Annotated in this window: 24 protein-coding genes and 1 riboswitch; of the genes, 11 read left to right on the top strand and 13 right to left on the bottom strand. The window is 71.0% G+C overall.

Translation table 11 applies throughout. From position 1 onward, the window contains the following. From ABD329_RS07190 to ABD329_RS07180, 3 genes are all read right to left on the bottom strand, one after another. Nucleotides 1-1,041 (bottom strand): ABC transporter substrate-binding protein, encoded by a 1,041-nt coding sequence (locus ABD329_RS07190; protein ID WP_425574292.1) that lies wholly within the window; start codon nucleotides 1,039-1,041, stop codon nucleotides 1-3. A 60-nt stretch (nucleotides 1,042-1,101) separates the two neighbouring features. Beyond that, a riboswitch (cobalamin riboswitch) is annotated at nucleotides 1,102-1,315 on the bottom strand. A gap of 20 nt (nucleotides 1,316-1,335) precedes the next feature. Continuing rightward, entirely contained in the window at nucleotides 1,336-2,265 is a 930-nt protein-coding gene (locus ABD329_RS07185; RefSeq protein ID WP_198277167.1) for an RNA polymerase sigma-70 factor, read from the bottom strand. Between the two features lie 47 nt (nucleotides 2,266-2,312). After that, complete coding sequence (locus tag ABD329_RS07180) at nucleotides 2,313-2,786, bottom strand: carboxymuconolactone decarboxylase family protein (protein ID WP_198277166.1); 474 nt, start codon at nucleotides 2,784-2,786, stop codon at nucleotides 2,313-2,315. Nucleotides 2,787-2,959: 173 nt separating this feature from the next. Here ABD329_RS07180 and ABD329_RS07175 point away from each other — a divergent pair, with 173 nt between their 5' ends. Beyond that, a complete protein-coding gene (locus tag ABD329_RS07175) occupies nucleotides 2,960-3,499 on the top strand; it encodes a DUF2165 domain-containing protein (RefSeq protein WP_309142720.1) in 540 nt (179 codons plus the stop codon). A 49-nt stretch (nucleotides 3,500-3,548) separates the two neighbouring features. Here ABD329_RS07175 and ABD329_RS07170 read toward each other — a convergent pair whose 3' ends face one another. The 5 genes from ABD329_RS07170 to ABD329_RS07150 all read right to left on the bottom strand — a co-directional run bounded on the left by ABD329_RS07170 (nucleotide 3,549) and on the right by ABD329_RS07150 (nucleotide 9,129). After that, a complete protein-coding gene (locus tag ABD329_RS07170) occupies nucleotides 3,549-5,423 on the bottom strand; it encodes a serine/threonine-protein kinase (protein WP_198277164.1) in 1,875 nt (624 codons plus the stop codon). A gap of 262 nt (nucleotides 5,424-5,685) precedes the next feature. Beyond that, the gene (locus tag ABD329_RS07165; RefSeq protein WP_344316112.1) at nucleotides 5,686-6,468 is read right to left on the bottom strand and encodes a polysaccharide lyase family 7 protein; all 783 of its coding nucleotides are present in this window, start codon (nucleotides 6,466-6,468) and stop codon (nucleotides 5,686-5,688) included. Nucleotides 6,469-6,567: 99 nt separating this feature from the next. Then, nucleotides 6,568-7,362 (bottom strand): FHA domain-containing protein, encoded by a 795-nt coding sequence (locus ABD329_RS07160; RefSeq protein WP_198276603.1) that lies wholly within the window; start codon nucleotides 7,360-7,362, stop codon nucleotides 6,568-6,570. Nucleotides 7,363-7,615: 253 nt separating this feature from the next. Continuing rightward, entirely contained in the window at nucleotides 7,616-8,389 is a 774-nt protein-coding gene (locus ABD329_RS07155; RefSeq protein WP_198276602.1) for an IclR family transcriptional regulator, read from the bottom strand. Nucleotides 8,390-8,481: 92 nt separating this feature from the next. Further along, a complete protein-coding gene (locus ABD329_RS07150; protein WP_198276601.1) occupies nucleotides 8,482-9,129 on the bottom strand; it encodes a TetR/AcrR family transcriptional regulator in 648 nt (215 codons plus the stop codon). 160 nt (nucleotides 9,130-9,289) lie between these two features. On the opposite strand from ABD329_RS07150, the gene ABD329_RS07145 reads away from it, so the two are divergent. Continuing rightward, complete coding sequence (locus tag ABD329_RS07145) at nucleotides 9,290-10,060, top strand: NADPH-dependent F420 reductase (protein ID WP_198276600.1); 771 nt, start codon at nucleotides 9,290-9,292, stop codon at nucleotides 10,058-10,060. Between the two features lie 54 nt (nucleotides 10,061-10,114). Here ABD329_RS07145 and ABD329_RS07140 read toward each other — a convergent pair whose 3' ends face one another. Further along, nucleotides 10,115-10,888: a 2-keto-4-pentenoate hydratase gene (locus ABD329_RS07140; RefSeq protein ID WP_198276599.1), complete on the bottom strand. Its 774-nt coding sequence runs from the start codon at nucleotides 10,886-10,888 to the stop codon at nucleotides 10,115-10,117. Nucleotides 10,889-10,949: 61 nt separating this feature from the next. Further along, nucleotides 10,950-12,056: a zinc-binding dehydrogenase gene (locus ABD329_RS07135; protein WP_198276598.1), complete on the bottom strand. Its 1,107-nt coding sequence runs from the start codon at nucleotides 12,054-12,056 to the stop codon at nucleotides 10,950-10,952. Nucleotides 12,057-12,234: 178 nt separating this feature from the next. On the opposite strand from ABD329_RS07135, the gene ABD329_RS07130 reads away from it, so the two are divergent. Next, on the top strand, nucleotides 12,235-13,668 hold the full coding sequence (locus tag ABD329_RS07130) for an aldehyde dehydrogenase (NADP(+)) (RefSeq protein WP_198276597.1): 1,434 nt from the start codon (nucleotides 12,235-12,237) through the stop codon (nucleotides 13,666-13,668). Between the two features lie 95 nt (nucleotides 13,669-13,763). Here ABD329_RS07130 and ABD329_RS07125 read toward each other — a convergent pair whose 3' ends face one another. Beyond that, entirely contained in the window at nucleotides 13,764-15,017 is a 1,254-nt protein-coding gene (locus ABD329_RS07125) for an alpha-hydroxy acid oxidase (RefSeq protein ID WP_309142690.1), read from the bottom strand. Nucleotides 15,018-15,240: 223 nt separating this feature from the next. Here ABD329_RS07125 and ABD329_RS07120 point away from each other — a divergent pair, with 223 nt between their 5' ends. From ABD329_RS07120 to ABD329_RS07100, 5 genes are all read left to right on the top strand, one after another. Beyond that, nucleotides 15,241-16,014 (top strand): SDR family oxidoreductase, encoded by a 774-nt coding sequence (locus tag ABD329_RS07120; protein WP_198276595.1) that lies wholly within the window; start codon nucleotides 15,241-15,243, stop codon nucleotides 16,012-16,014. 50 nt (nucleotides 16,015-16,064) lie between these two features. Then, nucleotides 16,065-17,417, top strand: coding sequence for an MFS transporter (locus tag ABD329_RS07115; RefSeq protein WP_198276594.1), 1,353 nt, complete (start codon nucleotides 16,065-16,067; stop codon nucleotides 17,415-17,417). Nucleotides 17,418-17,492: 75 nt separating this feature from the next. Then, nucleotides 17,493-18,311 carry an N-acyl homoserine lactonase family protein gene (locus tag ABD329_RS07110; protein WP_198276593.1) on the top strand — a complete coding sequence of 273 codons (819 nt, stop codon included), beginning with the start codon at nucleotides 17,493-17,495 and terminating at the stop codon, nucleotides 18,309-18,311. Between the two features lie 78 nt (nucleotides 18,312-18,389). Beyond that, complete coding sequence (locus ABD329_RS07105) at nucleotides 18,390-19,679, top strand: hydroxyacid-oxoacid transhydrogenase (protein ID WP_198276592.1); 1,290 nt, start codon at nucleotides 18,390-18,392, stop codon at nucleotides 19,677-19,679. 9 nt (nucleotides 19,680-19,688) lie between these two features. Further along, nucleotides 19,689-20,177, top strand: a complete 489-nt coding sequence (locus ABD329_RS07100; protein ID WP_198276591.1) for an FmdB family zinc ribbon protein — start codon at nucleotides 19,689-19,691, stop codon at nucleotides 20,175-20,177. A 4-nt stretch (nucleotides 20,178-20,181) separates the two neighbouring features. Here ABD329_RS07100 and ABD329_RS07095 read toward each other — a convergent pair whose 3' ends face one another. Both ABD329_RS07095 and ABD329_RS07090 read right to left on the bottom strand, forming a co-directional pair. Continuing rightward, nucleotides 20,182-21,204 carry an LLM class flavin-dependent oxidoreductase gene (locus ABD329_RS07095; protein ID WP_198276590.1) on the bottom strand — a complete coding sequence of 341 codons (1,023 nt, stop codon included), beginning with the start codon at nucleotides 21,202-21,204 and terminating at the stop codon, nucleotides 20,182-20,184. Nucleotides 21,205-21,371: 167 nt separating this feature from the next. Beyond that, nucleotides 21,372-22,691: a flavin monoamine oxidase family protein gene (locus ABD329_RS07090; RefSeq protein WP_281404630.1), complete on the bottom strand. Its 1,320-nt coding sequence runs from the start codon at nucleotides 22,689-22,691 to the stop codon at nucleotides 21,372-21,374. Between the two features lie 242 nt (nucleotides 22,692-22,933). Between ABD329_RS07090 and ABD329_RS07085 the strand changes: the two genes are divergently transcribed. From ABD329_RS07085 to ABD329_RS07075, 3 genes are all read left to right on the top strand, one after another. Continuing rightward, nucleotides 22,934-23,728, top strand: coding sequence for an IclR family transcriptional regulator (locus ABD329_RS07085; protein WP_198276588.1), 795 nt, complete (start codon nucleotides 22,934-22,936; stop codon nucleotides 23,726-23,728). 273 nt (nucleotides 23,729-24,001) lie between these two features. Continuing rightward, nucleotides 24,002-25,423: an LLM class flavin-dependent oxidoreductase gene (locus ABD329_RS07080; protein WP_198276587.1), complete on the top strand. Its 1,422-nt coding sequence runs from the start codon at nucleotides 24,002-24,004 to the stop codon at nucleotides 25,421-25,423. Nucleotides 25,424-25,502: 79 nt separating this feature from the next. Further along, a complete protein-coding gene (locus ABD329_RS07075) occupies nucleotides 25,503-26,024 on the top strand; it encodes a flavin reductase family protein (RefSeq protein WP_198276586.1) in 522 nt (173 codons plus the stop codon). Nucleotides 26,025-26,048: the final 24 nt, after the last annotated feature.

The following is a 26,048-nucleotide window of genomic DNA, read 5'->3' as shown; positions in this document are numbered from 1 at the left end:
TCACTTGGCGAGCCCGAGGTCGCGCAGCCCGGCGGCGACCTGTTCCACCCCTTCGACCGTGCGGATGGACGGGTTCATGGCCTGCCCGCTCAGCAGGATGTACCGCTTCCTCTTCACCGCCGTGAGGTTGCGGGTGGCGGCGTTGGTCTCGAGGAAACGCACCTTCGCCTTGGCGGTCTCCGCGGTCTGCTGCTTGCGCGTGAGGTCGCCGAGGACGATGACGTCCGGGTCGCGGTCGGCCACGGTCTCCCAGTTGATCTGCGGCCACTCGTCGTGGGTATCGGAGAAGGCGTTCTTCGCCCCGACGGCCCGGGTGATGGCGCCCGGCGCGCCACAGCAGCCGGCGAGGTAGGGCGACTGGGAGTTGGCGAACCAGTACATGAGGGAGGCTCCGGAGGCATCCAGTCCGTCCGTGGCCTTGCGTACGCGCTCCTTCAGCCGGGCGACGAGCTTCTCTCCGCGCTCGTCGACACCGAACGCATGGGCCAGATCGCGTATCTCGCCGTAGACGACATCGAGGGTGAGGGGCTTGTCGCGGGAGCCGTCGCCACCGCTGGCGGTGTCCCTGCCCGCCGCGCAGTCGGACGGCGAGACATAGGTGGGCACGCCCAGCTTCTCGAACTGCTCGCGGGTGGCCACGCCGCCCTTGCCGAGGGTGGAGACGAACGAGGCGGTGACGAAGTCGGGTTCGGCGTCCAGGGACTTCTCGAAGGACGGCGCGTTGTCCGCGAGGCGCTCCACCGTGGCGTTGGTCTTCTCCAGGCCCTTCATCACCGGGTCGGTCCAGGTGGCGGTGGCAGCCATGCGGTCGGCGAGGCCGAGTGAGAGCAGGATCTCCGTGGTGCCCTGGTTGAGCGAGAGGGCCCGTTTCGGGGCGGACTTCAAGGTGACCTTGTGGCCGCAGTTGTCGATCGTGCGCGGAAAGCCCGAACCGGCGGGCTTCCCGGCGTCCGCGTCGTCATGGCCGGAGCCACCGCACGCGGTGAGGAGGAGGGCGGGGGCGAGCAGGAACGCCGCGGTACGGCGGGCGGAGCGGAGCACGGGCAGCCTCGGTGGTCGGGGCTCGTACGCGGAGCCTGGCCTACGGTCGTCCTCCGCGCACCGGGCGCGGAGGTGCCAGCAGGTCTTCGGACTCGGGCTCGTCCGGACGGGGCCCCTTCCCGGTGCTCGTTCGCGACGGCCCCGCGGCCGTCACGGACTCCTCCCAGTGGTGTCATCTGCCCCGCCCGTCCCCCTCACCGCTGCGCGTCAGCTCCGGATTCACACCGGATTCCCTGGCCTCGGATGTGGCACGACTGGCCCCCCGAGACTACCAAGGCCGTCGCCCGGCCGGTCTCATGCTCGGCCAGGCCGCCGGCGGGCCCGCCTCACCTCGCGGTCCACCGCCCAGGCGTCGCCGACCGGCCCGAGGTGGCCGAGCTTGTCGGGGTTGACCACCGTGCGGATGGTCTGGATCTGCCCGTCGAGCACATCGAGGACCAGGGTGTGGAGCACCCTGCCGTCCCGGTCGCGGAAGATCGCGCCGGGCTGGCCGTTGACCTCGCGCGGCTCCAACGACACATCGATCCGCAGCAGCCAGGGGAAGACACCGCCCAGCAGCCGCGCCACCTTCTCCGCGCCCATGACGGCCCTGGCCAGCTGCGGGGCCTTGCCGCCACCGTCCCCGACCAGTCGCACATCGGCGGCCAGCAGCTTCCGCAGCCCGCCCACATCGCCGTCCTTCAGCGCCTCGAAGAACCGCGTGGCCAGCTCCTGCCGCTCCCGCCGGTCCGCCGCGAACCGCGGCCGCCCGGCCGCCATATGGCGCCGCGCCCGTACCAGCAGCTGCCGGCAGGCCGCCTCGGACCGCCCCACCGCCGTGGCGATCTCGTCGAACCCGAAGGCGAACACCTCCCGCAGCACGAACACCGCCCGCTCCAGCGGGCTGAGCCGCTCCAGGAGCAGCAGCGCCGCCATCGACACCGAGTCGGCCAGCTCCACCGCCCGGGCCGGATCCTGGTACGGATCGCTGAGCAGCGGCTCGGGGAACCACGGGCCCACGTACTCCTCCCGTCGCACCCGCGCGGAGCGCAGCACATCGATCGAGACGCGTGTCACCGTGGCCGACAGATACGCCTTGGTCGACGTGGGCCGGGTGGCCGAGCCGTCGAAGCGCAGCCATGTCTCCTGCACCGCGTCCTCGGCCTCGCTCACACTGCCCAGGATCCGGTAGGCGATCGAGAACAGCAGTGGCCGCAGCTCCTCGAACTCCTCGACCTCGCTCACGCCGATTCCCTCCTGGAAGAACGACCGGCCGGACGGACCGGCGCCGGTCAGTGGAACTGCCCGACCTGGTAGTCGCCCGCCGGCTGCCGGGTGATGGCATTCAGCCGGTTCACCATGTTCATGAACGAGACCAGGATCACCAGGGCGGTGAGCTGCTCCTCGTCGTAGTGCCGGGCGGCGTTCGCCCACACCTCGTCGCTGACGCCACCGGCCGCGTCCGCGACCCGGGTCCCCGCCTCCGCCAGCTCCAGCGCGGCACGCTCGGCGTCGGTGAAGACCGTGGCCTCCCGCCATACCGCCACCAGGTTCAGCCGCACCGCGGTCTCACCGGCCGCGGCGGCCTCCTTGGTGTGCATGTCGAGGCAGACGGCGCAGCCGTTGATCTGGCTCACCCGCAGCGCCACCAGCTCCTGCGTGGGGGGCGGCAGCGGCGAGTCCTTGACCGCCTTGCCCGCCGCCATGACGGGCCCCAGGACCTTGCCCGCGGTCGGGCTGGCGGAGTAGTTCAGTCGCGCGTCCATGGTGTGCTCCTCGGTGGTCGTCAGTGGCTACACCCCTGAGACGAGATGGCCCGATCCCCTGTGACATGGACAGATGTGACCTGCGTCTCCCCGCCACCGGACCCGCTGAGCCAAACAGTTGTACGCTACGGCTCGATCCGATCAACCGAATACAACGGGGAGACAGAGTCATCGTGAGCGAGCGAACCGGCAGAATACGTTCCCCTCGTGCCTACTCCGCCGTCTCGGGGGTGCTCACCGGGACGATCGCGCTGTACATCGCGCTGGTGGCCTTCGGCAACATCACCGACTTCGACACCAATCAGCAATTCGTCCGCCACGTCCTGGCGATGGACACCACGTTCAAGGACGACGACCTGATGTGGCGGGCCATCAAGTCCACCGCGCTCCAGGACACGGCCTACGTCGCCATCATCGTCTGGGAGAGCGTCGCCGCCCTCGTGCTCATCGCCGCGACGGCCATGTGGGGCGCGGGACTGCGCGGAGGCAGCGTCCGCCGCGCCCGTCAGGCCAGCACCGTGGGGCTGGTGATGCTCATGCTGCTGTTCGGCGCCGGGTTCATCGCCATCGGCGGCGAATGGTTCGCCATGTGGCAGTCCAAGGCGTGGAACGGGCTGGAGGCCGCCACCCGCGTCTTCCTGATCTCCGGGATCGTGCTGCTGCTCATTCACCTGCTCGCGGCCGAGCGGGACGAGCCCGGCGCCACGGACTGATCGGGACTTCACACCTTCACCGCGCCCGCCTTCCCCGCCACTTCGGCGGTCAGGCGGGTGGCAACGCGGCGGCGGCCGATCCGGCGAGGTCGGTGGCCAGTTCGCAGGGACGGCCCTTGCGGCCCGCCCCCTTGAGGACGAGGGCCACCCGCTCGGTGCCCTTCACCCGGTCCAGCCCGGTGTAGTGACGGTGGACCACCTCGACACGGCAGCTTCCCGGGCCCTCGTCCTCCGGTAGCACGATGGCCTGGTGATCGCTGAGCTTGGTGGACCGGGCACCCTTCTCGCGCGGCAGATCGCCCTGGTCGAAGCGCAAATCCACCTCGAACTCGCTGGTGGTGGACTTCCACTGGCACTGCCAGCGGCCGAACCCGACGTCCGGGTCCCCGGCGTCGATGCCGGGCACCTTCTCCAGCGCCTTGACGTCGAGCAACGTACACGCGTCCAGGTGCGCCAGCGAAGTGGACGGGAAGTCCGGGGAACGCCGGGGGATCTCACCGCGGTTGAGCACCTTGACCGCGACTCCCGCGGCGCGGTCGGCGGTGTCGCACAGCGGCTCCTTGACCTCCTTGGGCTGTCTCGCGGCCGCGGTGACCCGGAGGCTGTTGTCGCGGGCGCCTTTCACCGCCACGGCGCGCTCGCACTCGTCGTCCTCGGCGGTGCGCTCCACGACGGTGACCCTACCCTCGGTCTTCCTCGCCACGCCCTCCGGCAGCGAATCGGCGTCGAGCTCCACCCTGACGTCCACGACCTCCTCGCTCCGCTCCTTCAGGAGGACGTCGCAACGGTTGAAGTTGCCGTAGTCACGGTCGAGTCGGGCCTCGTCGTACCGATGGAACACGGTGGCGTTCAGCAGGGCGCACGGGTCGGCCGTGCGGGGGTCGCCGATGAAGCCCGCGGCGGCCGTTCTGCCCGGTGCCGGGGTGGCCTTGTCCCCGGTTTCGTCCCCCAGGTTCATCACGATGAACGGAACGGCGATGGCCAGTGCCGTGACGGCGGCGGCGCCGGTCAGGAGTAAGGGACGGCGGCGGACCAGCGTCGCCGTGCGGCGCGGCAGCCCTGCCGTCGCCGTCGGGGCCTCGCCGCGCGTCAGGACGTCCGTGTACGGCGTGGTCGACGGGGCCATCGGGAGGGTCGGGAACCGGTCCGGGGGGCCCGCGACGTCCGTGAGGGCGGCGAGCGCCTGGGCGGCCGTGGGCCGGGCCCCGGGGTCGCGCTGGAGCATCGCGGTGAGGATGGATCCGAGCGGTCCGACCTGGGGGCTGATGGCCTCCATCCGGACCGCCCGCCCGGCGCCGCGCATCGGCGGGGTCCCCGTCACCAGCCAGTACATGGTGGCGCCGAGCGAGAACACGTCGGACGCGCGCTCGGGCGCTCCCCGGAACGCCTCGGGGGCGGCGAAGAACGGGGTGAGGCTGACCGGCCCGTTGGGCGTGATCGTCTCGCTGCCGTCCACCCGGTACGCGGCGCCGAAGTCGGTCAGCTTGGCGACCCGGTCGGGGGTGATCACGATATTGCCGGGCTTGACGTCGCAGTGCACGATGCCTTTGTCGTGCAGGGCCGCCAGCGCGGCCGCGATCTGCGCCCCGATGTGCGCCGCGAGTTCGGGGGCCAGCTTCACCGGGACGTCCAGGCTGCCGCCGGTCACATGCTCCATCACCAGCCAGAACGTGGCGTTCCTGCCCTTGCCCGCGCGGACGGCGTCGTAGAGGGTGACCACGTTCGGATGGCTGAACTTCGCCAGCGCGCGGGCTTCGGCCAGCAACTCGTCGAAGTCGGCCTGGCTGTTGTCCTCGAGCAGGGCCCGCTTGAGGACGACGGACCGGCCCAGCTCCGTGTCGACGGCGAACCAGACCGCGCCTCTCCCTCCCTCGACGGGCCCCTTGGTGAGCCGGTACTTGCCGATCTTCTCCCCCCGCCGCACGACGACACTCCCCTCCTGCGAGACCAGAACCGCTGCTGTCTGCCGTTAGCGCACGCGCATCGAACTTACTGCGTACGCGGAAAGACACGCACCGTTTGCGGTGCTCGTAAGGACGGTGCGGGGCTCGGCGTGCGCCAGAGGCGCGTGGGACCTGGCCGGTTGAGAAGGGAATTCACCCACCACTCCAGAAATCTTCACCTTTGTGGAGGTTGCGGTGTTGCGGAAGCACATGCGACGGGGGCAGGCGCCAGCGTCACATGCCTCAGGAGTGGGTGACCTTGAGGCCGGATATGTGGACCTCGCCGTAGTTGTCATCGTCGCAGGGGTCCGAGTTGCCGCAGTTGGCCTGCGTGTATGCCCCCGCCTTGAAGTAGTTGCTGTCGTCGTCGGAGGAGATCGTGGTCTCACGCTCCCCGTTGTAATAGGCGTCGATCTTCCCGTTCCGTGCCACGAACTTGGCCTCGAACTCCGTGCCCAGCTCGTAGTCGTCGGTGACGAGGTGGTGGTGGGCGTCGTCGCCGTCGGTGATGTAGAGCTTGCGGCCTTCGAGGCGGAAGACCGTGACGTCGTCGTCCCCGCCGTGGATCTGGGCGCCGACCAGGTGCGGCTTCTCCTTGGGGAGCGCGGTGAACGCCTCCTTGACCACGAGGGTGTGGGTGCCCTCGGTGGTCGACCAACTGGCCGCCTCCTCCCCGTCGTCGGTCATCTCGCGCAGTTCGGCGCGCGGGTAGTTGGAGCCGCCCGTCGTCACGCCGTTGACGGCGGACCGGAACTGGACCGCGTCGCAGTCCCCGGTGACCTGGAACCAGGGCTTGGCGGAGAAGGTGGCGAGATCGGGCTGTGTGATGTCGGTCGGATCCTCGTCCTCGCCGGTGGGCAGCGTCAGCTTCCAGTTGGTCAGGTCGAGGACGTCGGCGGGGTACTCGCACGGGGCGGCCGGGGTGTGGTGGCGGGCGGGAACGCCGGCCTGCGCCGGGAGCGCGAGGGCGGCCGTCGTGGCGGCCACGGTGAGGCCCGCGAGGACGATGATGCGCATGCACCTCATGGGGTGTTCCTTCCTGTTCGCTTGGCGACGGGCATCATTCGCCACCGCTTCCGGGACGGGTCCCGGAACCGGGCAGTCACCGCGCCGGAGCGGCTCGGGCTACCCCTCCGGCGCGGGATCGGGCCAGCCGGCGTCGTCCTCGATGAGGTCCAGATCGGGCGGTACCAGCGTCGTGGACTCCACCAGCCCCTTGAGCAGGTTGTGCAGCAGCCCGTTGTCGGCGGGGCGGCCCTGCGACTTGTCGTGCATCACCGGGTACCTGAAACCGGTGCTGTGCAGACGGCGGCGTACGGCCTCGACCCGGTACTCGATCTTTCGCTCGTTCCAGCCCGCGCCCGGGCGGAGATAGCCGAGCTGCTTGGCCGCCGTGGCGTACGTCAGGGGGCGCGGATCCTCCTCGTACAGCAGATACCGCTGGCCGAGGACGACGAGCAGCAGCCGTTCGTCGTCGTCGAGCGGCCAGATCTCCGGCCGAAGGGTCTCGGCGCGCCGCCGCGACACCGGCCCCTGGTCGTCATGGCCCGCCACATAGAGCTCGACCAGGTGCTCACGGTAGCCGGAGCCCTTGACGAACAGCGGGGTGTAACCGGTGTCGAGCGGGATCGGCTCGGTGCTGAGGTGCATCATCGTGCCGCGTGGCAGCCGGACGAGCTGCCGCCCGGTGTTCCGCAGCCACCACTGCCCCTGGCGGTACGTCAGCTCGCCGTGGCGCCGGCTCACCCGGAGGTCGTCCACGCCGACGCCCAGATCCACGTCCGGCTTCTCGCCCCGCCCGAAGCGGACCGTCAGCCCCGGCCGGGGTGGTGCGGCGAGGTCGCCGGTCACGGTGCGCGCGTGCAGCATGCCGGGGGTGCTGGGCGCGACTCCGCGCGCGAGGCTGGCGGAGAGGGGCATCGGCGGTCTCCTCGGTTCGGGCGGTTCTCGACACGCGCGCGGACACGCACGCCCACCAGGGTCCGCGCCCTCCTCCGGGACCCGTCCCGGGACGGGCCCGTACGACGGGAGGACGCCCCGCCGCGACGGGGCTCATCGGCCGCCAGGTCCGGACCCGGCCCCGGACATGACCCCGGCCCCCGCCCCGGCTCGGCCTCCACGAGGTCGTGGAACAGGCTCCAGGGTTCCACTGGGCAGGCGTGCTGGTGCGTGGTTACGACGGCACGCTCGCTCCCAGCCGTCGCGCCATCGCCTTCGCGCCGCCCAGGACCAGCTCGACGTAGCGTTCCTTCTCCGTGTCGCCCCAGCGCGGGGTGGGTACCGAGATGCTCATGGCCGCCACGCAGTTGCCCAGGCGGTCGTACACGGGGGCGGCGACGCAGGCGGCGTGGTCGTTGGACTCGCAGAACTCCTCGGTCCAGCCTCGCTCGCGGGCCGTCTGGACTTCGGACAGCAGCCGCTTGCGGGTGGAGATGCTGTGGGAGGTCATCTGCTTCAGCGACTTGTCGTTCGGGAACAGCTCATCGAGCTCCCGGGCCGGGAGCGCGCTCAGCAGGGCCTTTCCGCCCGCGGTGCAGGAGGCGGGCAGGCGGCTTCCCACCTGGGACACCAGCCGGACCGAGTACTTGCTGTCGATCCGCACGATGAACACCGCGAAAGCGCCGTCGCGCACGACGACCTGGACCGTTTCGCCGCATGCCCGCGCCACCTCGCCGGCGCACTCCCGGCCCACGGTGGCGAGGTCGAGCCCGCGCTCGTAGCCGGCACCGAGACGCAGGGCGCTGAGCCCCATCACGACGCGTCCGGTCTCCTTGGAGATCGTCACATAGCCGCGGTCGGCCAGTGTGTTGACGAGTTCGTGCGTGGTGGCACGGGGCAGGCCGAGGTGTTGGGTGATCTCCGGAACCCGTAGCCCCTCATCCTGGTCGATGAGCAGTTCCAGGATGTCCAGGCCCCGGCGAAGGGCCGGAGCGGTGAGACGCGCCACGATGGCCTCCCAGCACACGTTTCAGCGGAACACGTTTCCGCGGACAATGTCCAAAATATCAGACGCCGCGGGCCCGGTCTCCGGTCGGCGGGTCAGTCGTTCACGGAGGGATCCGCGCGCGGTCCCGGTTCGGGCAGCGGTTCGGTGTTGCGGCTGCCGAGGCCGTCGAGGGAGATGCGCAGGAGGCGTCGCCACTGGCCGGGGTGGCCGTCGTCGGCGGCCTGGACGGCCTGGCTCAGGGAGGTGCTGAGCAGGACGAGGTCGGCGGTGGTGACCCCGTGGCGCAGAAGTCCGGCGTCCACGCAGCGGATGCGCAGTTCGTCGATGAAGGCGTCACGGTGCCGGGCGCACTCGCGCGCGGGGGCGCCGGTGGCGGTGTAGGTCTCGACCAGGGCGCGGTTGTGCGCCTGGTTGGTGAGGGTCTGCTCGAAGAAGCCGGTCAGGGCCTCCCAGGGGTCCTCGGTCGCGGCCGCCGCCTCATGGGCGGCGGTGAGCCAGGAGGTGAACTCCCGCTCCATGACGGTGGCGAGCAGATCGTCCTTGGTCGGGAAGTGGCGGTAGAGCGTGCCCATGCCGACGCCGCTGCGCCGGGCGATCTCGCGGACGTCGACGGCGCAGCCCTGCTCGGCGAAGACCACACCGGCCGCCTCGATGATCGCGGCGCGGTTGCGCTCGGCGTCCGCACGGCGGGCGCGCCGGGCGGGGGGCCGCGTGGGCGTGGACTGGTCGGCGCTGGTCACGGCATTCAGCGTACAGGCGGCTTTACGGAGCGCTTGCTCCGGATGTTGCGGAGCAAGCGCTCCGGTTGTGTTACCTTCAAAAGGAGCACCCGCTCCGGTTCGGTGGTGCGGGCTGAAGCGCCCGCGGACCACAGGTCCGTCAGATGAGGAGACCTCTTCCATGGCAACGCTCGGCTTCATCGGCAGCGGCAACATCGGCACGAAACTGGCCCGGCGCGCGATCGCGGCGGGCATCGACGTCGTCCTGTCCAATTCCCGCGGGCCCGAGACCCTGGCCGACACGGTCGCCGAACTCGGGGAGCGCGCCCGGGCCGCGACGCCCGAGGAGGCGGCCCGGGCGGGCGACTGGGTGGTGGTGAGCATCCCGCTGGCGCCCTACCGCCAGCTCCCGGCCGCCGCGTTGGCGGGCAAGGTCGTGCTCGACACGATCAACTACTACCCGTTCCGCGACGGGGACTTCGCGGAGCTCGACTCGGGCAAGATCACCACGAGCGAACTCGTTCAACGGCACCTTGTCGGCGCGAAGCTCATCAAGGCGTTCAACAACATCAACGACGGCCACATCCCGGCGCTCGCCCGTCCCACGGACGCCGCCGACCGCAGCGCCCTGCCGATCGCCGGTGACGACCCGGAGGCGAAGGCGAGCGCCGCCGCCCTGATCGACCGGCTGGGCTTCGACACCGTCGACGCGGGCCCCCTGGCCGAGAGCTGGCGCTTCGAGCCGGAGACCGCCGCCTATGTGGTGCCCTACTTCGCCGACACCGAAGGGCTGAGGGCCGCCATGGCCAAGATGGCCGAGGAGATCAGGTCCGGCCGCCCGTTCCAGACCCGGCCGCCCGCGGACCCTGGCGCCCCGCTGTCCGCGGACCGGCTGCGCGCCCTGCTGGCCGAGACGCCCCGCGTCCTCCCCGCGGACCGGGTGATGCGCTGACGCCCCGGACCCAGGGGCTGGGGCCACCCACGTCCTGGCCCCAGCCCCTCGCGTTCAGGTGACGTCGAGGGCGATCCGGCCCAGCTCACCGAGGTCGGCCACCAGGCGGTCGCCCGCGCTGATCGCCGTCGGGGCGCACAGAGTGCCGCTCAGGACGACGTCCCCGGCCTCCAGTCGCCTTCCACCGCGCAGCAGATGCCGGGCGAGCCAGGCCACCGCCTCGGCGGGGTCGCCCATGACGGCGGCCGCGCTCCCCGGCACCGTACGGGAGCCGATCGTCAGCGTGGCGGCGATCTTCGACAGCTCCACGGACCCGGGCGCGACCGAGGGCCCCACCATCGCGCGAGCGGCGTTGGTGTTGTCGGCGACCAGCATGGGGAGCGTGCGGGCACCGCCGCGCCAACGGCTGTCCACGATCTCGAAGGCCGGTGCCACGGCGGCGGTGGCGGCGCGGACGTCCCGAGCGGTCACCCTCGGGCCGGGCAGCGCCTCGCCGAGGGTGAACGCGACCTCCACTTCCGCCAGCGGGGCGAACAGACCGGCTGTGGCGAGGGGCTCGCCGTCCTCGAGCAGCCTGCTCGCGAGCAGGTGGCCGGCGGCGGGCTCATCGGCGCCGAAGGTCTCCCGCGCGGGCCGTGCCGTGAGGCCGACCTTGTAGCCGATCGCCCGCTCACCGGCCTCGATCGCCAGGTCATGGGTGGCGCGCTGGACGGCGTAGGCCATCTCGAGGCCATCGAGCCGATCGGCCAGGGCCGGGTCGACCGCGGTTGCCGAGTCGCCCGCCTGCCACAGCCTTCGGCCCAGTTCCGCGACCAGTTCCTTGTTCATCGTTCTCCCCTACCACCGGGTCCGTTCATGCCACCGGGTCCGTTCATGAGCCGATCCGCGCTCACAGCTCAGGACCGGGGACGATCACCGCACGGCCGGTGGCCCCCTGCGCCAGCGCCGCGTACGCCTCGTTGACCTCCGACAACTCGTACCGTTTGCCGAGCAGCTTGTCGAGCGGGAGCCGGCCGCTCTTGAACAGCTCGACCAGCTTGGGGATGTCGACCGGTGTGTTGGCCGAGCCGTAGAGACTGCCGACCAGCCGCTTCTCCTGCTGCACCAGCGGGTTGACGGGTACGGCCGCGGTGGCGCCCACCTTGCCGAGGCCGACGGCGACGGCGGTCCCGCCGGTGCCCACGACCTCGACCGCCTGGGCCAGGGTCTGGGGCGCGCCGACCGCGTCCAGCGACCAGGCCATCGGACGTGGCGAGATCCTGGTGAGCTCATCGACGAGGCTGTGGGTGCGGGCGTTGACCGCATGGGTGGCGCCCAGCTCACGTGCCTTCTCCAGCTTGGCGTCCACCGTGTCGACGGCGACGATCGGATCGGCGCCGACGAGGCGCAGCCCCATCACCGCGCTCAGCCCGACACCACCGGCGCCGATGACCACGACGCCCTCTCCGGTGGCGTCCCTCATGACGTTCAGCGCGGCACCGGCCCCGGTCACCACGGCACATCCGGTGATCGCCGCGATCTCCGGCGGAACGTCCGGATCGATCGTGAGGACCGACCGCTCGGAGACGACGCACTGCTCGGCGAAGCAGGAGACCCCCATGAGGTGGTGCAGCTTCTCGCCGTTCAGATTCAGCCGTGACGTCCCGTCGAGCAGACCGCCGGAGGCCGCCTGCACCCGGCCGAGCGAGCACAGGGCGGGGCGGCCGGTGGTGCAGAACTCGCAGTCGCCGCACCGCGGGCGCCACAACGTGATGACGGTGTCGCCGGGGCGGACCCGGGTGACCCCCTCCCCCACCTGTTCCACGACGCCCGTCCCCTCGTGCCCGAGCACCGCGGGCAGGCGGACGTTGAGGTCGCCGTTCATGTAGTGCAGATCGCTGTGGCACACCCCGGCGGCGAGCACGCGAAGGGTGACCTCGCCCGGTCCGGGGGCGTCGAGTTCGACGTCCTCGACGGTCAACGGCGCACCGGGTCGGTGCAGTACTGCTGCCTTCATGGAGCCACGCCTCACTCTGTCCACCGTGTTCGAAACTTCAGACGTTGTCTTACGGGTTGAGTATGTGAGCCCGTCTCGACGGCCGTCAAGCACATTGACGGAGGCGCCGACGCATGCGAGCGTGTCTTGAGAGTGAGATTGCGTCTCATATTTAAGACATCATAAGGGAGCACGTCTGATGACCGATGCGACAAACGCGCAGGCGCTGGCGCGGAAGCTCGATGCCGCCACGGGCGCGTTCGAGCGGTGGAGCCGCCTCAAGCCGGCCGACCGCGCCCCGTATCTCGAGGCCATCGCGTCCGCGCTCGAGGAGGCCGCGCCGAAGCTCGTGGCCATCGCGGACGAGGAGACGTCCCTCGGGGAGACCCGGCTGCGCAACGAGATGGTCCGTACGGTGTTCCAGCTCCGGCTCTTCGCCGAGACGGTGACGCGGGGCGAGTACCTCGGGGCGACGATCGACCGTGCCGACCCCGCCTGGCCGATGGGTCCGCGGCCCGATCTGCGCCGGGTGCTCGAACCGCTCGGCCCGGTCCTCGTCTTCTCCGCGAGCAACTTCCCGTTCGCGTTCAGCGTGGCGGGCGGGGACACCGCCTCGGCGCTCGCGGCGGGCTGCCCGGTCGTGGTCAAGGCCCACTCCGGCCACCCCCGGCTCTCGGCCGCCACGGCGGAGGTGGTGCACCAGGCGCTACGGTCCACCGGCGCGCCCGAGGGGCTCTTCGACGTGATCTTCGGGACGGAGGCGGGCCGGGCCGCGATCGTGGATCCGCGGGTGAGGGCGGGCGCGTTCACCGGATCGACCGAGGCGGGCCGGGCGCTCTTCGACCTCGCGGGCGGCCGTCCGGAGCCCATCCCGTTCTTCGGTGAACTCGGCAGCGTCAACCCGGTGTTCGTGACGGAGGCCGCCGCCGAGCGGCGCGGCGCGGCGATCGTCTCGGAGTTCGTCGGGTCGTTCACCCTCGGCGCCGGGCAGTTCTGCACCAAGCCCGGCATCCTGCTGGTCCCGGCCTCGGCCAAGCTGGTGGACGAGGTGCCAGGCGCGGTCCCGGGCACGCCGCTCACCTTGCTCAACGAGCGCATCCGGACCTCCTACGCGAGTGCGCTGCGGGCGTTGCGCGACACGGCCGGGGTGCGCGTCGTGGTGAGTGGCGACGACGGCGCCGACCCGTCCCCGACGGTGCTGTGCACGACCTCGGCCGAGCTGCTGCGCGACCCGGAGGCGCTCATCCGGGAGGTGTTCGGGCCGACCGCGCTGGTCGTGGAGTACCCGGAGGAGAGCGAACTGCTCGAGGTGGCGAAGGCCATCGACGGTCAGCTCACCGCGTCCGTCCAGGGCGAGGACGACGACACCATCGCCGCGGAGCTGATCAGGCTGCTGGCCGCCAAGGCCGGACGTGTGCTGTGGAACCAGTGGCCCACGGGCGTGTCGGTCACCTACGCCCAGCAGCACGGCGGCCCCTACCCGGCCACCACGGCACCGGCCACGACCTCGGTGGGGACGGAGGCCATCCACCGGTTCCTGCGGCCGGTCGCGTATCAGGGCGTGCCGCAGCACCTGCTGCCGCCCGCACTGCGCGACGCGAACCCGCTGGGCGTTCCCCAGCGGGTCTCCTGAGCCCGGGACCGGCCCAGGTCTCCCGAGCCCGGGAACGGGAGAGGGCCCGCCTCCGGCCCCCTCCCGTTCCCGGAACCCTCACGGCGTACGGCCGCTCACGGCGTCCGTACGTGATGCCGCTCGATGGCGTCGCTCGCCTTCAGCCCGAGCAGCTGGAGGCTGCGTGAGTACTCCTCGCGCAGGATCGTGACGGCGCGCTCCACGCCCCGCTCACCACCGGCCATCAGGCCGTACAGATACGCACGGCCGATCATGACCGCGTCCGCCCCGAGCGCACGCGCGGCGAGGATGTCCTGGCCATGGGTGACGCCGCTGTCGAGGATCACCGTGGCGTCGGGGCCGAGCTCCTCGCGTATCCCGGGCAGCACCGTGAGGGTGGCCGGGGTGCGGTCGAGCTGCCGTCCGCCGTGGTTGGACACGACCACACCGTCCGCGCCCGTCTCGACGGCACGGCGTGCGCCGCGCGGGCTGAGGATTCCCTTGACCAGCAGCCGGTGCGGCCAGTTGGCGCGCAGCCACGCCAGATGGTCGTAGTTCAGCGTCGGTTCGAAGACGACGTCGGCCACCCGTACGGCGTCGATCACATCCGTCTCGCCGGTCATGCTGCGCAGCGACGCGAACGCGATCGGGGCGGTGGTCAGCTTGTTGAGCACCCAGAACGGGTAGCGGGCCATGTCGAACAGCGTGCGCAGGGTGAGCGACGGCGGGATGGTGAGGCCGTTGCGCATGTCCTTGGGGTGGCGGCCCGCCACGGGTGTGTCCACGGTGAGGACCACGGTGGTGAATCCGGCCGCGAGCGCACGGTCGAGGAGTTCCGCGTTGAGGCGCTCATCGCGGGTCAGATAGAGCTGGAACCAGTGCTCGCCGCCGGGTGCCGCCGCGGCGACGTCCTCGACGGTCGAGGTGCCCACGGTGGACAGCGTGTACGGCAGGCCGTGGCGGGCGGCCACGCGCGCGACCGCCGCCTCGCCCTCGTGGTGCATCATCCGGGTGTATCCGGTCGGCGCGAAGATCAGCGGCATCGCGATCTCCCGGTCGAACACCTTCGTGGACAGGTCCGGATGGTCGACCGGCGACAGATACTCCGGCACGAGTTCGACCGCCGCGAAGGCCGCCCTGTTCCGCCGCGCGGTCAGCTCCGCGTCGGCCGCGCCGTCCACGTAGTCGAAGACCGCGCGCGGTGTCGTACGCACCGCCACCTTGCGGAGATCGCGGATGCTCAGCGCGGCCCCGAGCCGCCGCTCGACCGGGTTGAGGGTCGGCCGGCGTACTTGCAGAACCTCGCGGAGCTCGGACCACCGGGGTCGCTGCCGCGCCGCGCGAGGCCGCTTCTGGGCTGCGGACGGCACTGGGGGCTGGGTGACGGTCACGGTCTTGCCTCTCGATGTGCGGGTGTCAATGGCCGTTCGACCAGTGACGAGATATTGGACGCTGTCCGAGAAATCGGAGTCTGACTCTCGACTTCGGCGTGCGTCAAGCCTTGACGCATCACTCCCCCGTGGGCACCATCTGGTTTGCATATAAGACAGCGTCTTAGATTTCAGACGGCACAAGCCGAAAAGGAAAGGTGCCATGCGACTCGGTCTGGCAGGCAAAACCGCTCTCATCTGCGCATCCACGTCCGGTCTCGGCCGGGCGACCGCCCGGGCCCTGGCGGAGGAAGGGGTCAACGTCGTGGTCACCGGCCGGTCGGCCGAGCGCGCCAAGGAGGTGGCGGACGAGCTCCCGGGCGCGGTCGGCGTGGGCTGTGACCTGGTCGCGGACGGCGGCGCCGAGCGGCTCCTCGCGGCCGCCCGCGAGGCCGTCGGCGATCTCGACATCCTCGTACTGAACGGGCCGGGCCCCGCCCCGGGACCGGCCCGCGCCACCGACACCGCCGGGGTCGCGCAGGCCATCGCCACACTGGTCACCCCCCAGGAGATCCTGGTGCGGGGCACCCTGCCGCCCATGGTCGAGAAGGGCTGGGGCCGCATCCTGAGCATCAGCTCGACGAGTGTGCAGGCGCCCCTGCCGAACCTCTCGCTGTCCAACCTCGGGCGGGCGGCGCTCGCCGGGTACCTCAAAACCCTCGCCGCCGAGGTGGCCGCACAGGGCGTGACGGTCAACTCCCTGCTGCCGGGGCGCATCGCCACCCCGCGCGCCCGGCAGATCGACGAGGCCGCCGCCCAGCGCACCGGCCGACCGCTGGACGAGATCGAGGCCGCGTCCAGGGCCACCATCCCGGCCGGGCGCTACGGCGAACCCGATGAGTTCGGCGCCGCCGCCGCGTTTCTGTGCAGCACCCCGGCCGCGTACATCACGGGCACCGCCCTCCGGTGTGACGGCGGCCTGGTGCCAACCCTCTGACCCCGTCGATGGGTTCACCCGACTCCCCAAGACGAGAGCAGCGCACCCTCATGAGCCATACCCCCGTCACCGACGCGACGCCCGACGCCAGAGCCGGAGGACACCACCAGCCATCCCAGGCGGCCATCCGCAGAACGGCGCTGGCCGGAATGATCGGCACCACCATCGAGTGGTACGACTTCTACATCTACGGCCTCGCCGCGGCGCTGGTCTTCGGCACGGAGTTCTTCCCCGACTTCTCACCGACGGCCGGCACCCTGGCCGCGTTCGGCACCTTCGCGGTCGGCTTCGTCGCCCGCCCGCTCGGCGGAGTGATCTTCGGTCACTTCGGGGACCGCGTGGGGCGCAAAAACGCCCTCATGCTCACGCTGTTCCTGATGGGCGCGGCGACCGTCGTCGTCGGCCTGCTGCCGGGCTACCGGACCATCGGCCTCTGGGCGCCCGTCCTGCTGGTCACGCTGCGCTTCCTCCAGGGCTTCGCCGTCGGTGGCGAGTGGGGCGGCGCGGTGACGATGGTCGTGGAGTCCTCGCCACGCGACCGGCGGGGGTTCTACGGGAGCCTGCCGCAGATGGGGGTGCCGCTGGGGCTGGTGCTGTCGTCGACCGTGTTCGCCGCGGTCTCCACGCTGCCCGACGACGACCTCCTCGCCTGGGGCTGGCGCATCCCGTTCCTGCTCAGCGTCGTACTGATCGCGGTCGGTCTCTTCCTCCGCTCGCGCATCACCGAAACTCAGACGTTCGCCCGGGTGAAGGCGTCGGGGCAGGCGCGCAAGATGCCGGCCATGGAGGCGTTCCGCCACCACTGGAAGGCGATCGCCCTCACGGTCGGCATGTACATCTCGGCCGGTGTCCCCTTCTACATCGTCTCGGTCTTCGTGCTGTCCTACGGCTCCTCCCATCTCGATCTGTCGCGGGGTGTGCTGCTGACCGGGATGCTCATCGCGGCGGTGGCCGAGGGGCTGGCGGTGCCCGGTTTCGGCGCGCTGTCGGACCGCTGGGGCCGGCGCCCCGTGTTCGTCGGCGCCGCCGGTTTCGCGGCCGTGCTCGCCTTCCCGTTCTTCTGGCTGCTGGCCACCGGGCAGACCGGGCTCACCTGGCTGGCCATGCTGCTCGCGCTCGCCGCGGCACACGCGGGGATGTACGCGCCCACGGCGGCGATGTACGCGGAGCTGTTCCCCGCGGACGTCCGCTACACGGGTACCTCGATCGGCTACCAACTCGGCGGTGTAGTGGCGGGGTTCGTGCCGCTCGTGGCGGGCGCCCTGGTCAGCGCGGCGGACGGCGCCTCGTGGCCGATCGCCGCCATCTGGGCGGGCGCGGCACTCACCGGGCTGGTGTGCGCGCTCGTCGTCCACGAATCCCGGGGGTGTGACCTCCTGCCCGATCACACGACGTCCCACTGAACCCCTGCATCCATTTCATCCATGACCGCCGCCCGGCCCTCGGGCGGCGGCCGTCCCGACCGGAGGTGAAGCTCCATGACCGCGAAGACCGCGAACAAGGTCCACGTCCTGAGCTGCGGAGCGATGAGCTGCGATCTGACGTGGCTGCTGCTCAAGGCGGGCCGTACGATGCGCACGCGCACCGATCACGAGCGGCCCCCGGAGTGGTACTCCTGCACCACCCACTGCGTACTGGTGGAGACCCCCGAGGGGACGCTGCTGTGGGACACCAGCTGTCCCCGCGACTGGGAGACCCGCTGGGCCCCGACCGGCCTCCAGGAGTACTTCCCCTACGACCAGGTGAGCGACGAGGAGTACCTCGACGCGCGGCTCGGCCAACTCGGTGTCCAGCCTCAGGACATCGACTATCTGGTCCTGTCCCATCTGCACTTCGACCACGCCGGGAACATCGGCATGTTCACCGGCACCGGCGCCCGGCTGGTGTGCCATGAGAAGGAGAAGGAATTCGCCTTCGGCTTCGACGGCGCCTTCAACGGTGCCCACCTCAAGACGGACTACGCGGCGGCCGACTTCGACACCGTCAGCGGTGACACCGAGATCCTGCCCGGTGTCACCCTCATCGAGGCCCCCGGGCACACCCCCGGCACCATGTCGATGAAGGTGGACCTGCCGGAGACCGGGACGATGCTGTTCACCTCGGACGCCGTCTACATGGGTGACTCCTACGGTCCGCCGGCCACCCCCGCCGCCATCGTCAACGACCTGACCGCCTGGTACGCCTCGGTGGAGAAGATCCGCGGCATCGCCGAGCGGTCGGACGCCACCGTCGTCTTCGGCCACGACGCCGAGCAGTTGCGCTCGATGCGGCTCGCCCCCGATGGCTTCTACGCTTGATCGTCCGGACCCGGCCGGCGCTCCGAGCCCGGCTCGCCGCGCCGCCGGGACCTACCCCGATCCCCAGGAGGGACGCGTATGAGCAGCACCGTTCCGGCCCGACCCGAGTCCGTGTTCACCTACGGCGCCCCGGCGCTGAAATTCGGGCCGGGGGCATCCGACGAGATCGGCTTCGACCTCTCCCAGCACGGGGTCCGCCGGGTCCTCGTGATCACCGACGCCGGGGTGGCCGCCACCGGCGCGCCACACCGCATCGCCGAACGGATGACCGCGTTCGGCATCGAGGCCCATGTGTTCGTCGGCGTACACGTGGAACCCACCGACGTCAGCCTGCGAGAGGCGGTCGACCACGCGCGGGCGTCGGGCCCGTGGGACGCCTTCGTCGCGGTGGGCGGCGGCTCCAGCATCGACACCGCCAAGGCCGTCAACCTGCTCAGCACCAACCCCGGCACGCTGATGGACTACATCAACGCGCCGGTGGGCCGGGCGCTGGTGCCCGAGAACCCGCTCAAACCGCTGGTCGCGGTCCCCACCACCACCGGAACCGGCTCCGAGTCCACCACCATCTGCGTGCTCGACGTGCTGGAGCTGAAGGTGAAGACCGGCATCAGCCACGCCCGGCTGCGGCCCACGCTCGCGGTCATCGACCCCGACCTGACCCTCACCCTGCCCGCCGGGGTGACCGCCGCCAGCGGCATGGACATCCTGTGCCACGCGCTGGAGAGCTACACGGCCCGCCCGTACGACACCTATCCGCGCAAACACCCCGAGCAGCGGGTGCCGTACTGCGGCGCCAATCCCATCTCCGACGCGTGGTCGGAACGGGCGCTGCACCTGCTGGCGCGGTCCTTCCGTACCGCGGTCCGCGACGGCGACGACCCCGGGGCGCGCTCCGACATGGCCCTGGCGGCCACCTTCGCCGGTCTCGGCTTCGGCAACGCGGGTGTGCACATCCCGCACGCCAACGCCTACCCGATCGCCGGGCGGGTGAAGGACTTCCACCCCGTCGGCTACCCCGCGGACGAGCCGATGGTGCCGCACGGGATGGCCGTCTCGCTCACCGCGCCTGAGGCGTTCCGCTTCACCTTCAGCGCCCAGCCGGAACGGCATCTGCGGGCCGCGGAGCTGCTCGCCCCGGGGATGGAACGCCCCGCCGACGCGGCCGAGTACCTGCCCACCGCGATCCAGCGGTTGATGCGCGACATCGGGATGCCCGACGGCATCGGCGGTGTCGGCTACGACAAGGGCGACATCCCCGCCCTGGTGGACGGCGCCATGAAGCAGCAGCGGCTGCTGGCCACCGCCCCGCGCGAGGTCACCGAGGACGACCTCGCCGGGATCTTCGACCGCTCGCTGTCGCTCTGGTGAGGAGGACCGATGGCCATCTACGAACTCGCCTGTGAGACCGGGCACCGCTTCGAGGTGATCCAGTCGTTCACGGCCCCGCTGCCGAGTTGCCCGGACTGCGGGACCGCGACCCGCAAGATCCCCAGCAGCTTCGCCCTCGGCGGCACCGCCGCCGTGCCACCGCCGCCGGAGCGGATGCCACAGACCTGGAAGGGGACCTACCGGGGCGACCGCGAGTACGTCACCGCCATGCGGCGCACCGCCGAGTCCCGGCAGAAGCTGGAGGAGAGGTACCCCGAACTCGCGGGCGACCGGCGGCCGATCGTCGCCCACGAGGGCAGATACGAGGCGGCCCCGCTGCGCGCCGGGGACGCGCTGCCCGCGCCGCCCGAGGGAACCGGGCACGGCCACGCACACGGGCACACGCACGGACACGGACACGGGCACTCGCACACGCATGGACACGGGCAAGGACACGGGCACGAGCCGAAGCCGACGAAGCCCGCGAAGCCTTCGTGAAGCCCTACGGGGCGGCCGGTCGCCAGCCCAGCGCCGGGGCGAGCCTGGTGGCGATGTCGGTGAGGATCTGTACGTAGTCCTCGTGGTCGAAGGTGAAGGGCAGCGCGAACGCCACCTCCTCGACCTCCCGGAACGCGGCGTGCGAGGTGAGCCGTTCGGCGATGTCCCCGGAGGTGCCGACGAGATCGGGCGCGAACATCATGCGCGCCGGGCCCTGGGGCGTGGCGGTGCGCGGCAGCCGCTGCCGGGCGTACCGCTCGTACTTCGCGCGCTGCTCGGGTGAGGCGGTGTCGGTGGGGATGACGACGAGCCCCTGGGAGACACGGGCTCGGTCGCCGTCGGGGTGGTGGGCGCGGAAGGTCCGGATGTGCGAGAGCTGGACCTCGGCGAAGTCCTCGGACTCCTCCGCCTTCACCACGCTGCTGGTGAGCAGGTTCATTCCGTGCTCACCGGCCCACTGGGCCGACCGCAGGCTGCCACCGCCGTACCACATGCGGCGGCCGAGCCCCGGGGCGTGCGGCTGGACGCGGTCGGAGAACACCTCGAAGCCCTCGACACCGCTGAAGTCGGTGACCCGTTCGCCGCGTACGCAGTCCAGCAGCCGTCGCACACGCTCGTGCCCGAAGTCCTCCGCGTCGGCGGTGTCCGGGTGGAGCGCCCGCTTGACCCGATCGTAGTGGTGTGGCGGACCGGCGCTGACGCCCGGGTTGAGACGGCCCCCGGACAGGATGTCGACCGTCGCCAGGTCCTCGGCCAGCCGCAGCGGGTTCTCCCATCCCATGGGGATGACGGCCGTGCCCAGTTCGATGCGGCTGGTGCGCTGCGAGACCGCCGCCAGAACGGCCACGGGAGACGAGATGCCGTATTGCAGATGGCGGTGGCGCACCCATGCGCTGTCGAAACCCAGCCGTTCACCCAGTTCGATGATCTCGAGTGTCGACTCATGGCCCCGCCGGGGGTCGGCCGCGTCGAACAGCCCAATGGTCAGGAAGCCCAGCTTACGAAGGGGTTTCGAGCTCAGCGGCACAGGATTCCTCCAGCGTCCGCGGCGTACTCCGCCGCACACCATTGCCGTTCCATTGTCGCGGAGCGGTTCACCGGGACAGGGCCGACGGGGCGGACGGGGCGGTGGCGGCGCGGTGGTCGTGGCGGTCGGCCTTCACGGGGGTTGTCGACCTCCTGGCCTGGACGCGATCAGCCGCCGGAGGGCCGCTGGAGGTCCTGATGGAGGTCCAGATGGACCTCGCGGGCCACTCGGGTGCCGCTTTCGATGGCGCCGTCGATGAAACCGGCCCAGATGTTCGCGTAGTCGCTGCCGGCGAAGTGCAGGACTCCGGTGTTCTCCTGCTGGGCGCGGTGGTAGCGGGTGAGTTGGTGGGGCTGCTGGATCAGCCAGGTCTCCTGGGAGTAGGGGTCCGCCATCCAGTCGTGGCCGCCGACCTCGAGCACCTCGAGATCGTCGCGCCAGACCTTCAGCGCCGCGTCGATGGCCCGCGGGTCGTTGACGTCGATCCGGGTCGAGTCCGGGCCGAAGGCGACCAGCACGGCGTCGTCCTCCCCGATGAACTCGGTGCGTACGACGGCGAGGGGGTGGGCTTGGGAGGAGTAGGCGAAGAAGGGCTTGATGGGGCCGCGGACCCGGATCCATGCCTTGGCGCCACGGGAGGCGGTCTTCTCCAGGCTGGGGCGTAGCTTGCCGTCCGGCAGCGCGGGGGTGATGTCGAGCTGGTGCAGGACGTTCTGCGGCACGGTGATCACCACACGCCGGGCGGCGACGGTGTGTCCGTCGCCGTAGGTGATCTCGGCGCCGCCGGCGTCGTGGGTGAGTGAACGGACCGGTGCGGACAGGCGGATGTCGGCTTCCGCGTCGGCGGCGATGGCCTCCATCAGGCTCCGGGTGCCGCCGGTGAGCCGGAAGATCGCTGATGCCTCGTGCATCAGGTGCCAGGACCCGGCGGTGGCGGCGGTCCAGCGCAGGGCGCTGGTGTAGGCGCACTGGTCGAGCGGGGCGTTGAAGTGCCCGACCCATGCGGCCTCGTTGGCGTTCCGCTCCTCGATGGACAGCTCGAGGTCGTCGAGCATCTCCTGGAGGTTGAACTGGTCGACGTCGGCCAGCCGCGGAACGGTCAGCGGCGCGTTCGGGCGGGGGATCCACTTCATGGTGTCTTCCAGCAGCCGGGTCATCCCCGGGTCGATGAGGCGCATGAAGTCGTCCAGGGTTCCGCGGCGCACCTGGTCACCGGCGAGCCAGTAGGTCTCCTCCGAGCGGGGGCCGCGGGTGATCTCCAGGCCGTAGCGGGTGATCTCCGCCCAGACGTGCGGCTGGACCCAGTGCACCCAGGTGCCGCCCATCTCCAGGTCCCGCCCCAGCCGGTGATCGGTCCAGGTCCGGCCGCCGATCCGGTCGCGTGCCTCGAGGACGACGACCTTCGCTCCCTTCCGGCCGAGTTCGCGAGCGGTGGTCAGGCCGGCGGCTCCGGCTCCGATGACGACGACGTCTGCCTGCCCGGGCAAGTGAGTCCTCCTTCGTAGAGCCCCGACTCCGAGGAACGTCCACAGAGTGAACGTGACGTTCATATCGGCGCGTACGGACAGTGGGCCGCATCCGCCGCCCCGCTGTCAAGACCTCGCTCGGCCGCGGCTCCCGGCTGCTCGCGGTGACGGCGTTCACTCCCTGAACAGGCCGACGGTACGGTGGAGGGAAAGGTCGCGCGCGGAGCGACTCCGCACGGCGATCGGCACGACGAAAGGGCCCCATGAGCGACGCGTCCGGACCGGCGGACATGACCAACAAGTCCCTGACCAAAGGCGTCCGGCTGCTCCGCGAGTTGGCGGCCCAGCCCCGGTCCGGAGCCACCGTCACCACCCTCGCCAAGGCGGCGGGGATCTCCCGCCCCACCGCCTTCCGCCTGCTGTACAGCCTCGAGCAGAGCGGGCTCGTCGACCGCGTCGACAACAACTACATCCTGGGCTGGGAGCTGGCCCGGCTCGGCCGCTACGCGGACCCCCACGCGGGCCTCGCCGCCCGCGCCCAGCCCCTGTTGCAGGAGCTGGCGGACCGGTTCAACGAGTCGGTGACCCTGTCGGTGCCGGACCTCAGGGGCGGGGTCGAGCTGATCGCCGAGGCCGCGGGCTCCCACGTGGTCAGCATCGTGCCGCGGAACATGGTCGGCGAGCACTACCCCCTGCACGCCAGCTCCACCGGCAAGGTGCTGCTCGCGGACATGCCCGTGGAGCAGGTGCTCGCGCTGCTGCCGGAGCGGCTGGAGCCCTACGCCTCGCGTACCATCACCGATCGCGCGACCCTGCTCAAGGATCTGGAGCAGGTCCGCGAGCAGGGCTACGGCGTCATCGACAACGAACTCGAGGAAGAGCTGCTGTCCCTGGCGCGCCCGATCCGCGACTCGTCCGGGACCCTGGTGGCGATCCTGGCCCTCGACGGGCCCCGGTACCGGTTCGGCCGGGACCGGATCCCCGAGGCCCTCCAGGAGATGCGGTCCATCGTGGACCGCCTGACCGAGGCGTTCTGGCAGGACTCGCCGTCCTCCTAGGTTCCACCCGGCATACCCTCCTGGGCCCCTGTGGGCTCCCGAGAACTCCCGTGGACCCCGTAGACCCCGTAGGCGATTTATCGACTCCGCCCCGCCGTGGGCACATACCGCGCCAGGCCCGCCTGTTGACACCGGCCCTCGCGAGACTTCAGCATGCTCAATGTGGACGTCGCGTTCAGATACTGAACGTCGATCGTTCCACTCTCCTCATCTCAGGTGCTCTGCGGAACCTCTCACCGCAGGAAGGCCCCGCCTCTCGCCCTGGAGCGCAGCATGAGCAATCAGCCGCTGAAGTTCTTCGCCTTCGACGTCGCCGCTCCCGCCCATCTGACCGCGGGTTCCTGGCGTGACCCGGAGGACGAGGGCCGGCGCTACACCGACGTGGACTACTGGACCGATACGGCTCGGATGCTGGAGGACGCCTGCTTCGACGGCGTCTTCTTCGCCGACACCGTCGGATATCACGATGTCCACGGCGGGTCCCCCGACGCCGCGATGCGCGACGCCGCCCAGTTCCCGATCAACGACCCGGCCCTGATCGTCCCGGCGATGGCTTCGGTCACCCGCCACCTGGGCTTCGGCGTCACCGCGTCCCTGACGTACGAGCAGCCGTACGCGCTGGCCCGCAAGTTCAGCACGCTGGACCACCTGACGGCCGGCCGGGTCGGCTGGAACATCGTCACCTCCTACAGCGAATCGGCCGCGCGCAACCTCGGGCTCGGTACGCAGATCCCGCACGACAAGCGCTATGACATGGCGGACGAGTACCTGGAGGTCTGCTACAAGCTGTGGGAGAGCTCCTGGCAGGACGACGCGGTCATCCGGGACGCGGAGGCCGGCGCCTATCTCGATCCGCGGCGCATCCACCCCATCGGCCACAAGGGCACCTACTTCGAGGTCCCCGGCGTCCATCTGTGCCAGCCGTCGCCGCAGCGGACGCCCATGCTCTTCCAGGCCGGTGCCTCCTCGCGCGGCCTGCTCTTCGCGGCGCGGAACGCCGAGGCGGTCTTCGTGAACACGATGACGCCCGGACTCACCCGGCACGGCGTCGACCGGATCCGGGCCGCGGTCGCGCAGGCGGGCCGTGACCCCAGGAGCGTGAAGGTCCTCGCGCTGATCACCGTGATCGTCGCGCCCACCGACGCACAGGCGCGGGAGAAGTACGAGCGGCACCTCGCGAACGTGAGCTACGAGGGCGCGCTGGCCCGGTACGCGGGCTGGACCGGGATCGACCTGAGCACGCTCGACCCGGACATGCCGCTCCAGTACGCGGACGTGGACGGCTCGCGCTCCATCGTGGAGATGTTCTCCAGGGCGGACCCCACCCGGACCTGGACCTCCCGGCAGATCGCCGAGTTCATCGGCATCGGCGGCACCGGCGCGGTCATCGTCGGCTCCCCGCGGACGGTCGCCGCCGAACTGCGCACCTGGCGGGACGAGGCGGACCTCGACGGATTCAACCTCAGCTACGCGACCAAGCCCGGCGGCTGGGAGGACTTCATCGAGCTGGCGCTCCCGGAACTGCGGCGGCAGGGCCTGGCCCGCGACGCCTACGACGAGCGGGCCACCACCCTCCGCGAGAGCTTCTACGGCGCGGGCCGGCGCCGCACCCTGCCGGACCACCCGGCCTCCGGGTTCCGCGCCGCGCGGCGCGAGGGCACCCGACTGCCGGGCGCCGTGGGCGCACTTGCCTGACCCGTCAACGCGTTGGCCCGACCCCTCGGCGCACGGCAGCCGTTCTCATCCGTTCCAGCACAGAGAAGGGAGCATCACCATGACCACCGCTACGCCCGCCACCTCCGGTCTCCGGATCGACCAGCTGGACTTCCGGCACGTCATGTCCCACCTGCCCACCGGTGTGGTGGCGGTGACCGGCGTGGAACCCACCTCGGCGCAGCCCGTGGGCCTGATCGTCGGCTCCTTCGCATCGCTCTCCCTCGAACCTCCGCTGGTGGCCTTCAGCATCGCCCGCACCTCCAGCAGCTGGCCCAAGGTCCGCCGTGGCGGCCGGTTCAGCGCCAGCGTCCTCGCCGAGGGACAGGACACGGTGTGCCGGTCGCTGTCCCGCAAGAGCGGCGACAAGTTCGCCGATGTCCCCTGGCACCCCTCCCCCGACGGCGCCCCGCGCGTCAACGGCGCCGTCGCCTGGATCGACTGCGAACCGGAGCAGGAGCTCGACGGCGGCGACCACCTCATCGTCATCGCCCGCGTACTGCGCATGTCCACCGGCCCCGGCGAGCCCCTGGTCTTCCACAAGGGCAGGCTCGGCAGCTACCGGGACACGGTCGCGGCCTGAGGCGCCGGGAGCGCGGCGCGTACG

The organism is Streptomyces javensis, from assembly GCF_039525925.1.
GTDB lineage: Bacteria > Actinomycetota > Actinomycetes > Streptomycetales > Streptomycetaceae > Streptomyces > Streptomyces asiaticus.
Note: the sequence above shows the minus strand (reverse complement) of the source record. Positions and strands in the feature narration are given on the sequence as shown.

What these genes read in the sequence shown, in the direction of transcription:
- ABD329_RS07180 (WP_198277166.1), bottom strand. Translation starts at nt 2,786, where the DNA reads ATGGACGCGCGACTGAACTACTCCGCCAGCCCGACCGCGGGCAAGGTC.
- ABD329_RS07165 (WP_344316112.1), bottom strand. Translation starts at nt 6,468, where the DNA reads ATGAGGTGCATGCGCATCATCGTCCTCGCGGGCCTCACCGTGGCCGCC.
- ABD329_RS07160 (WP_198276603.1), bottom strand. Translation starts at nt 7,362, where the DNA reads ATGCCCCTCTCCGCCAGCCTCGCGCGCGGAGTCGCGCCCAGCACCCCC.
- ABD329_RS07145 (WP_198276600.1), top strand. Translation starts at nt 9,290, where the DNA reads ATGGCAACGCTCGGCTTCATCGGCAGCGGCAACATCGGCACGAAACTG.
- ABD329_RS07140 (WP_198276599.1), bottom strand. Translation starts at nt 10,888, where the DNA reads ATGAACAAGGAACTGGTCGCGGAACTGGGCCGAAGGCTGTGGCAGGCG.
- ABD329_RS07135 (WP_198276598.1), bottom strand. Translation starts at nt 12,056, where the DNA reads ATGAAGGCAGCAGTACTGCACCGACCCGGTGCGCCGTTGACCGTCGAG.
- ABD329_RS07130 (WP_198276597.1), top strand. Translation starts at nt 12,235, where the DNA reads ATGACCGATGCGACAAACGCGCAGGCGCTGGCGCGGAAGCTCGATGCC.
- ABD329_RS07120 (WP_198276595.1), top strand. Translation starts at nt 15,241, where the DNA reads ATGCGACTCGGTCTGGCAGGCAAAACCGCTCTCATCTGCGCATCCACG.
- ABD329_RS07115 (WP_198276594.1), top strand. Translation starts at nt 16,065, where the DNA reads ATGAGCCATACCCCCGTCACCGACGCGACGCCCGACGCCAGAGCCGGA.
- ABD329_RS07110 (WP_198276593.1), top strand. Translation starts at nt 17,493, where the DNA reads ATGACCGCGAAGACCGCGAACAAGGTCCACGTCCTGAGCTGCGGAGCG.
- ABD329_RS07105 (WP_198276592.1), top strand. Translation starts at nt 18,390, where the DNA reads ATGAGCAGCACCGTTCCGGCCCGACCCGAGTCCGTGTTCACCTACGGC.
- ABD329_RS07100 (WP_198276591.1), top strand. Translation starts at nt 19,689, where the DNA reads ATGGCCATCTACGAACTCGCCTGTGAGACCGGGCACCGCTTCGAGGTG.
- ABD329_RS07085 (WP_198276588.1), top strand. Translation starts at nt 22,934, where the DNA reads ATGAGCGACGCGTCCGGACCGGCGGACATGACCAACAAGTCCCTGACC.
- ABD329_RS07080 (WP_198276587.1), top strand. Translation starts at nt 24,002, where the DNA reads ATGAGCAATCAGCCGCTGAAGTTCTTCGCCTTCGACGTCGCCGCTCCC.
- ABD329_RS07075 (WP_198276586.1), top strand. Translation starts at nt 25,503, where the DNA reads ATGACCACCGCTACGCCCGCCACCTCCGGTCTCCGGATCGACCAGCTG.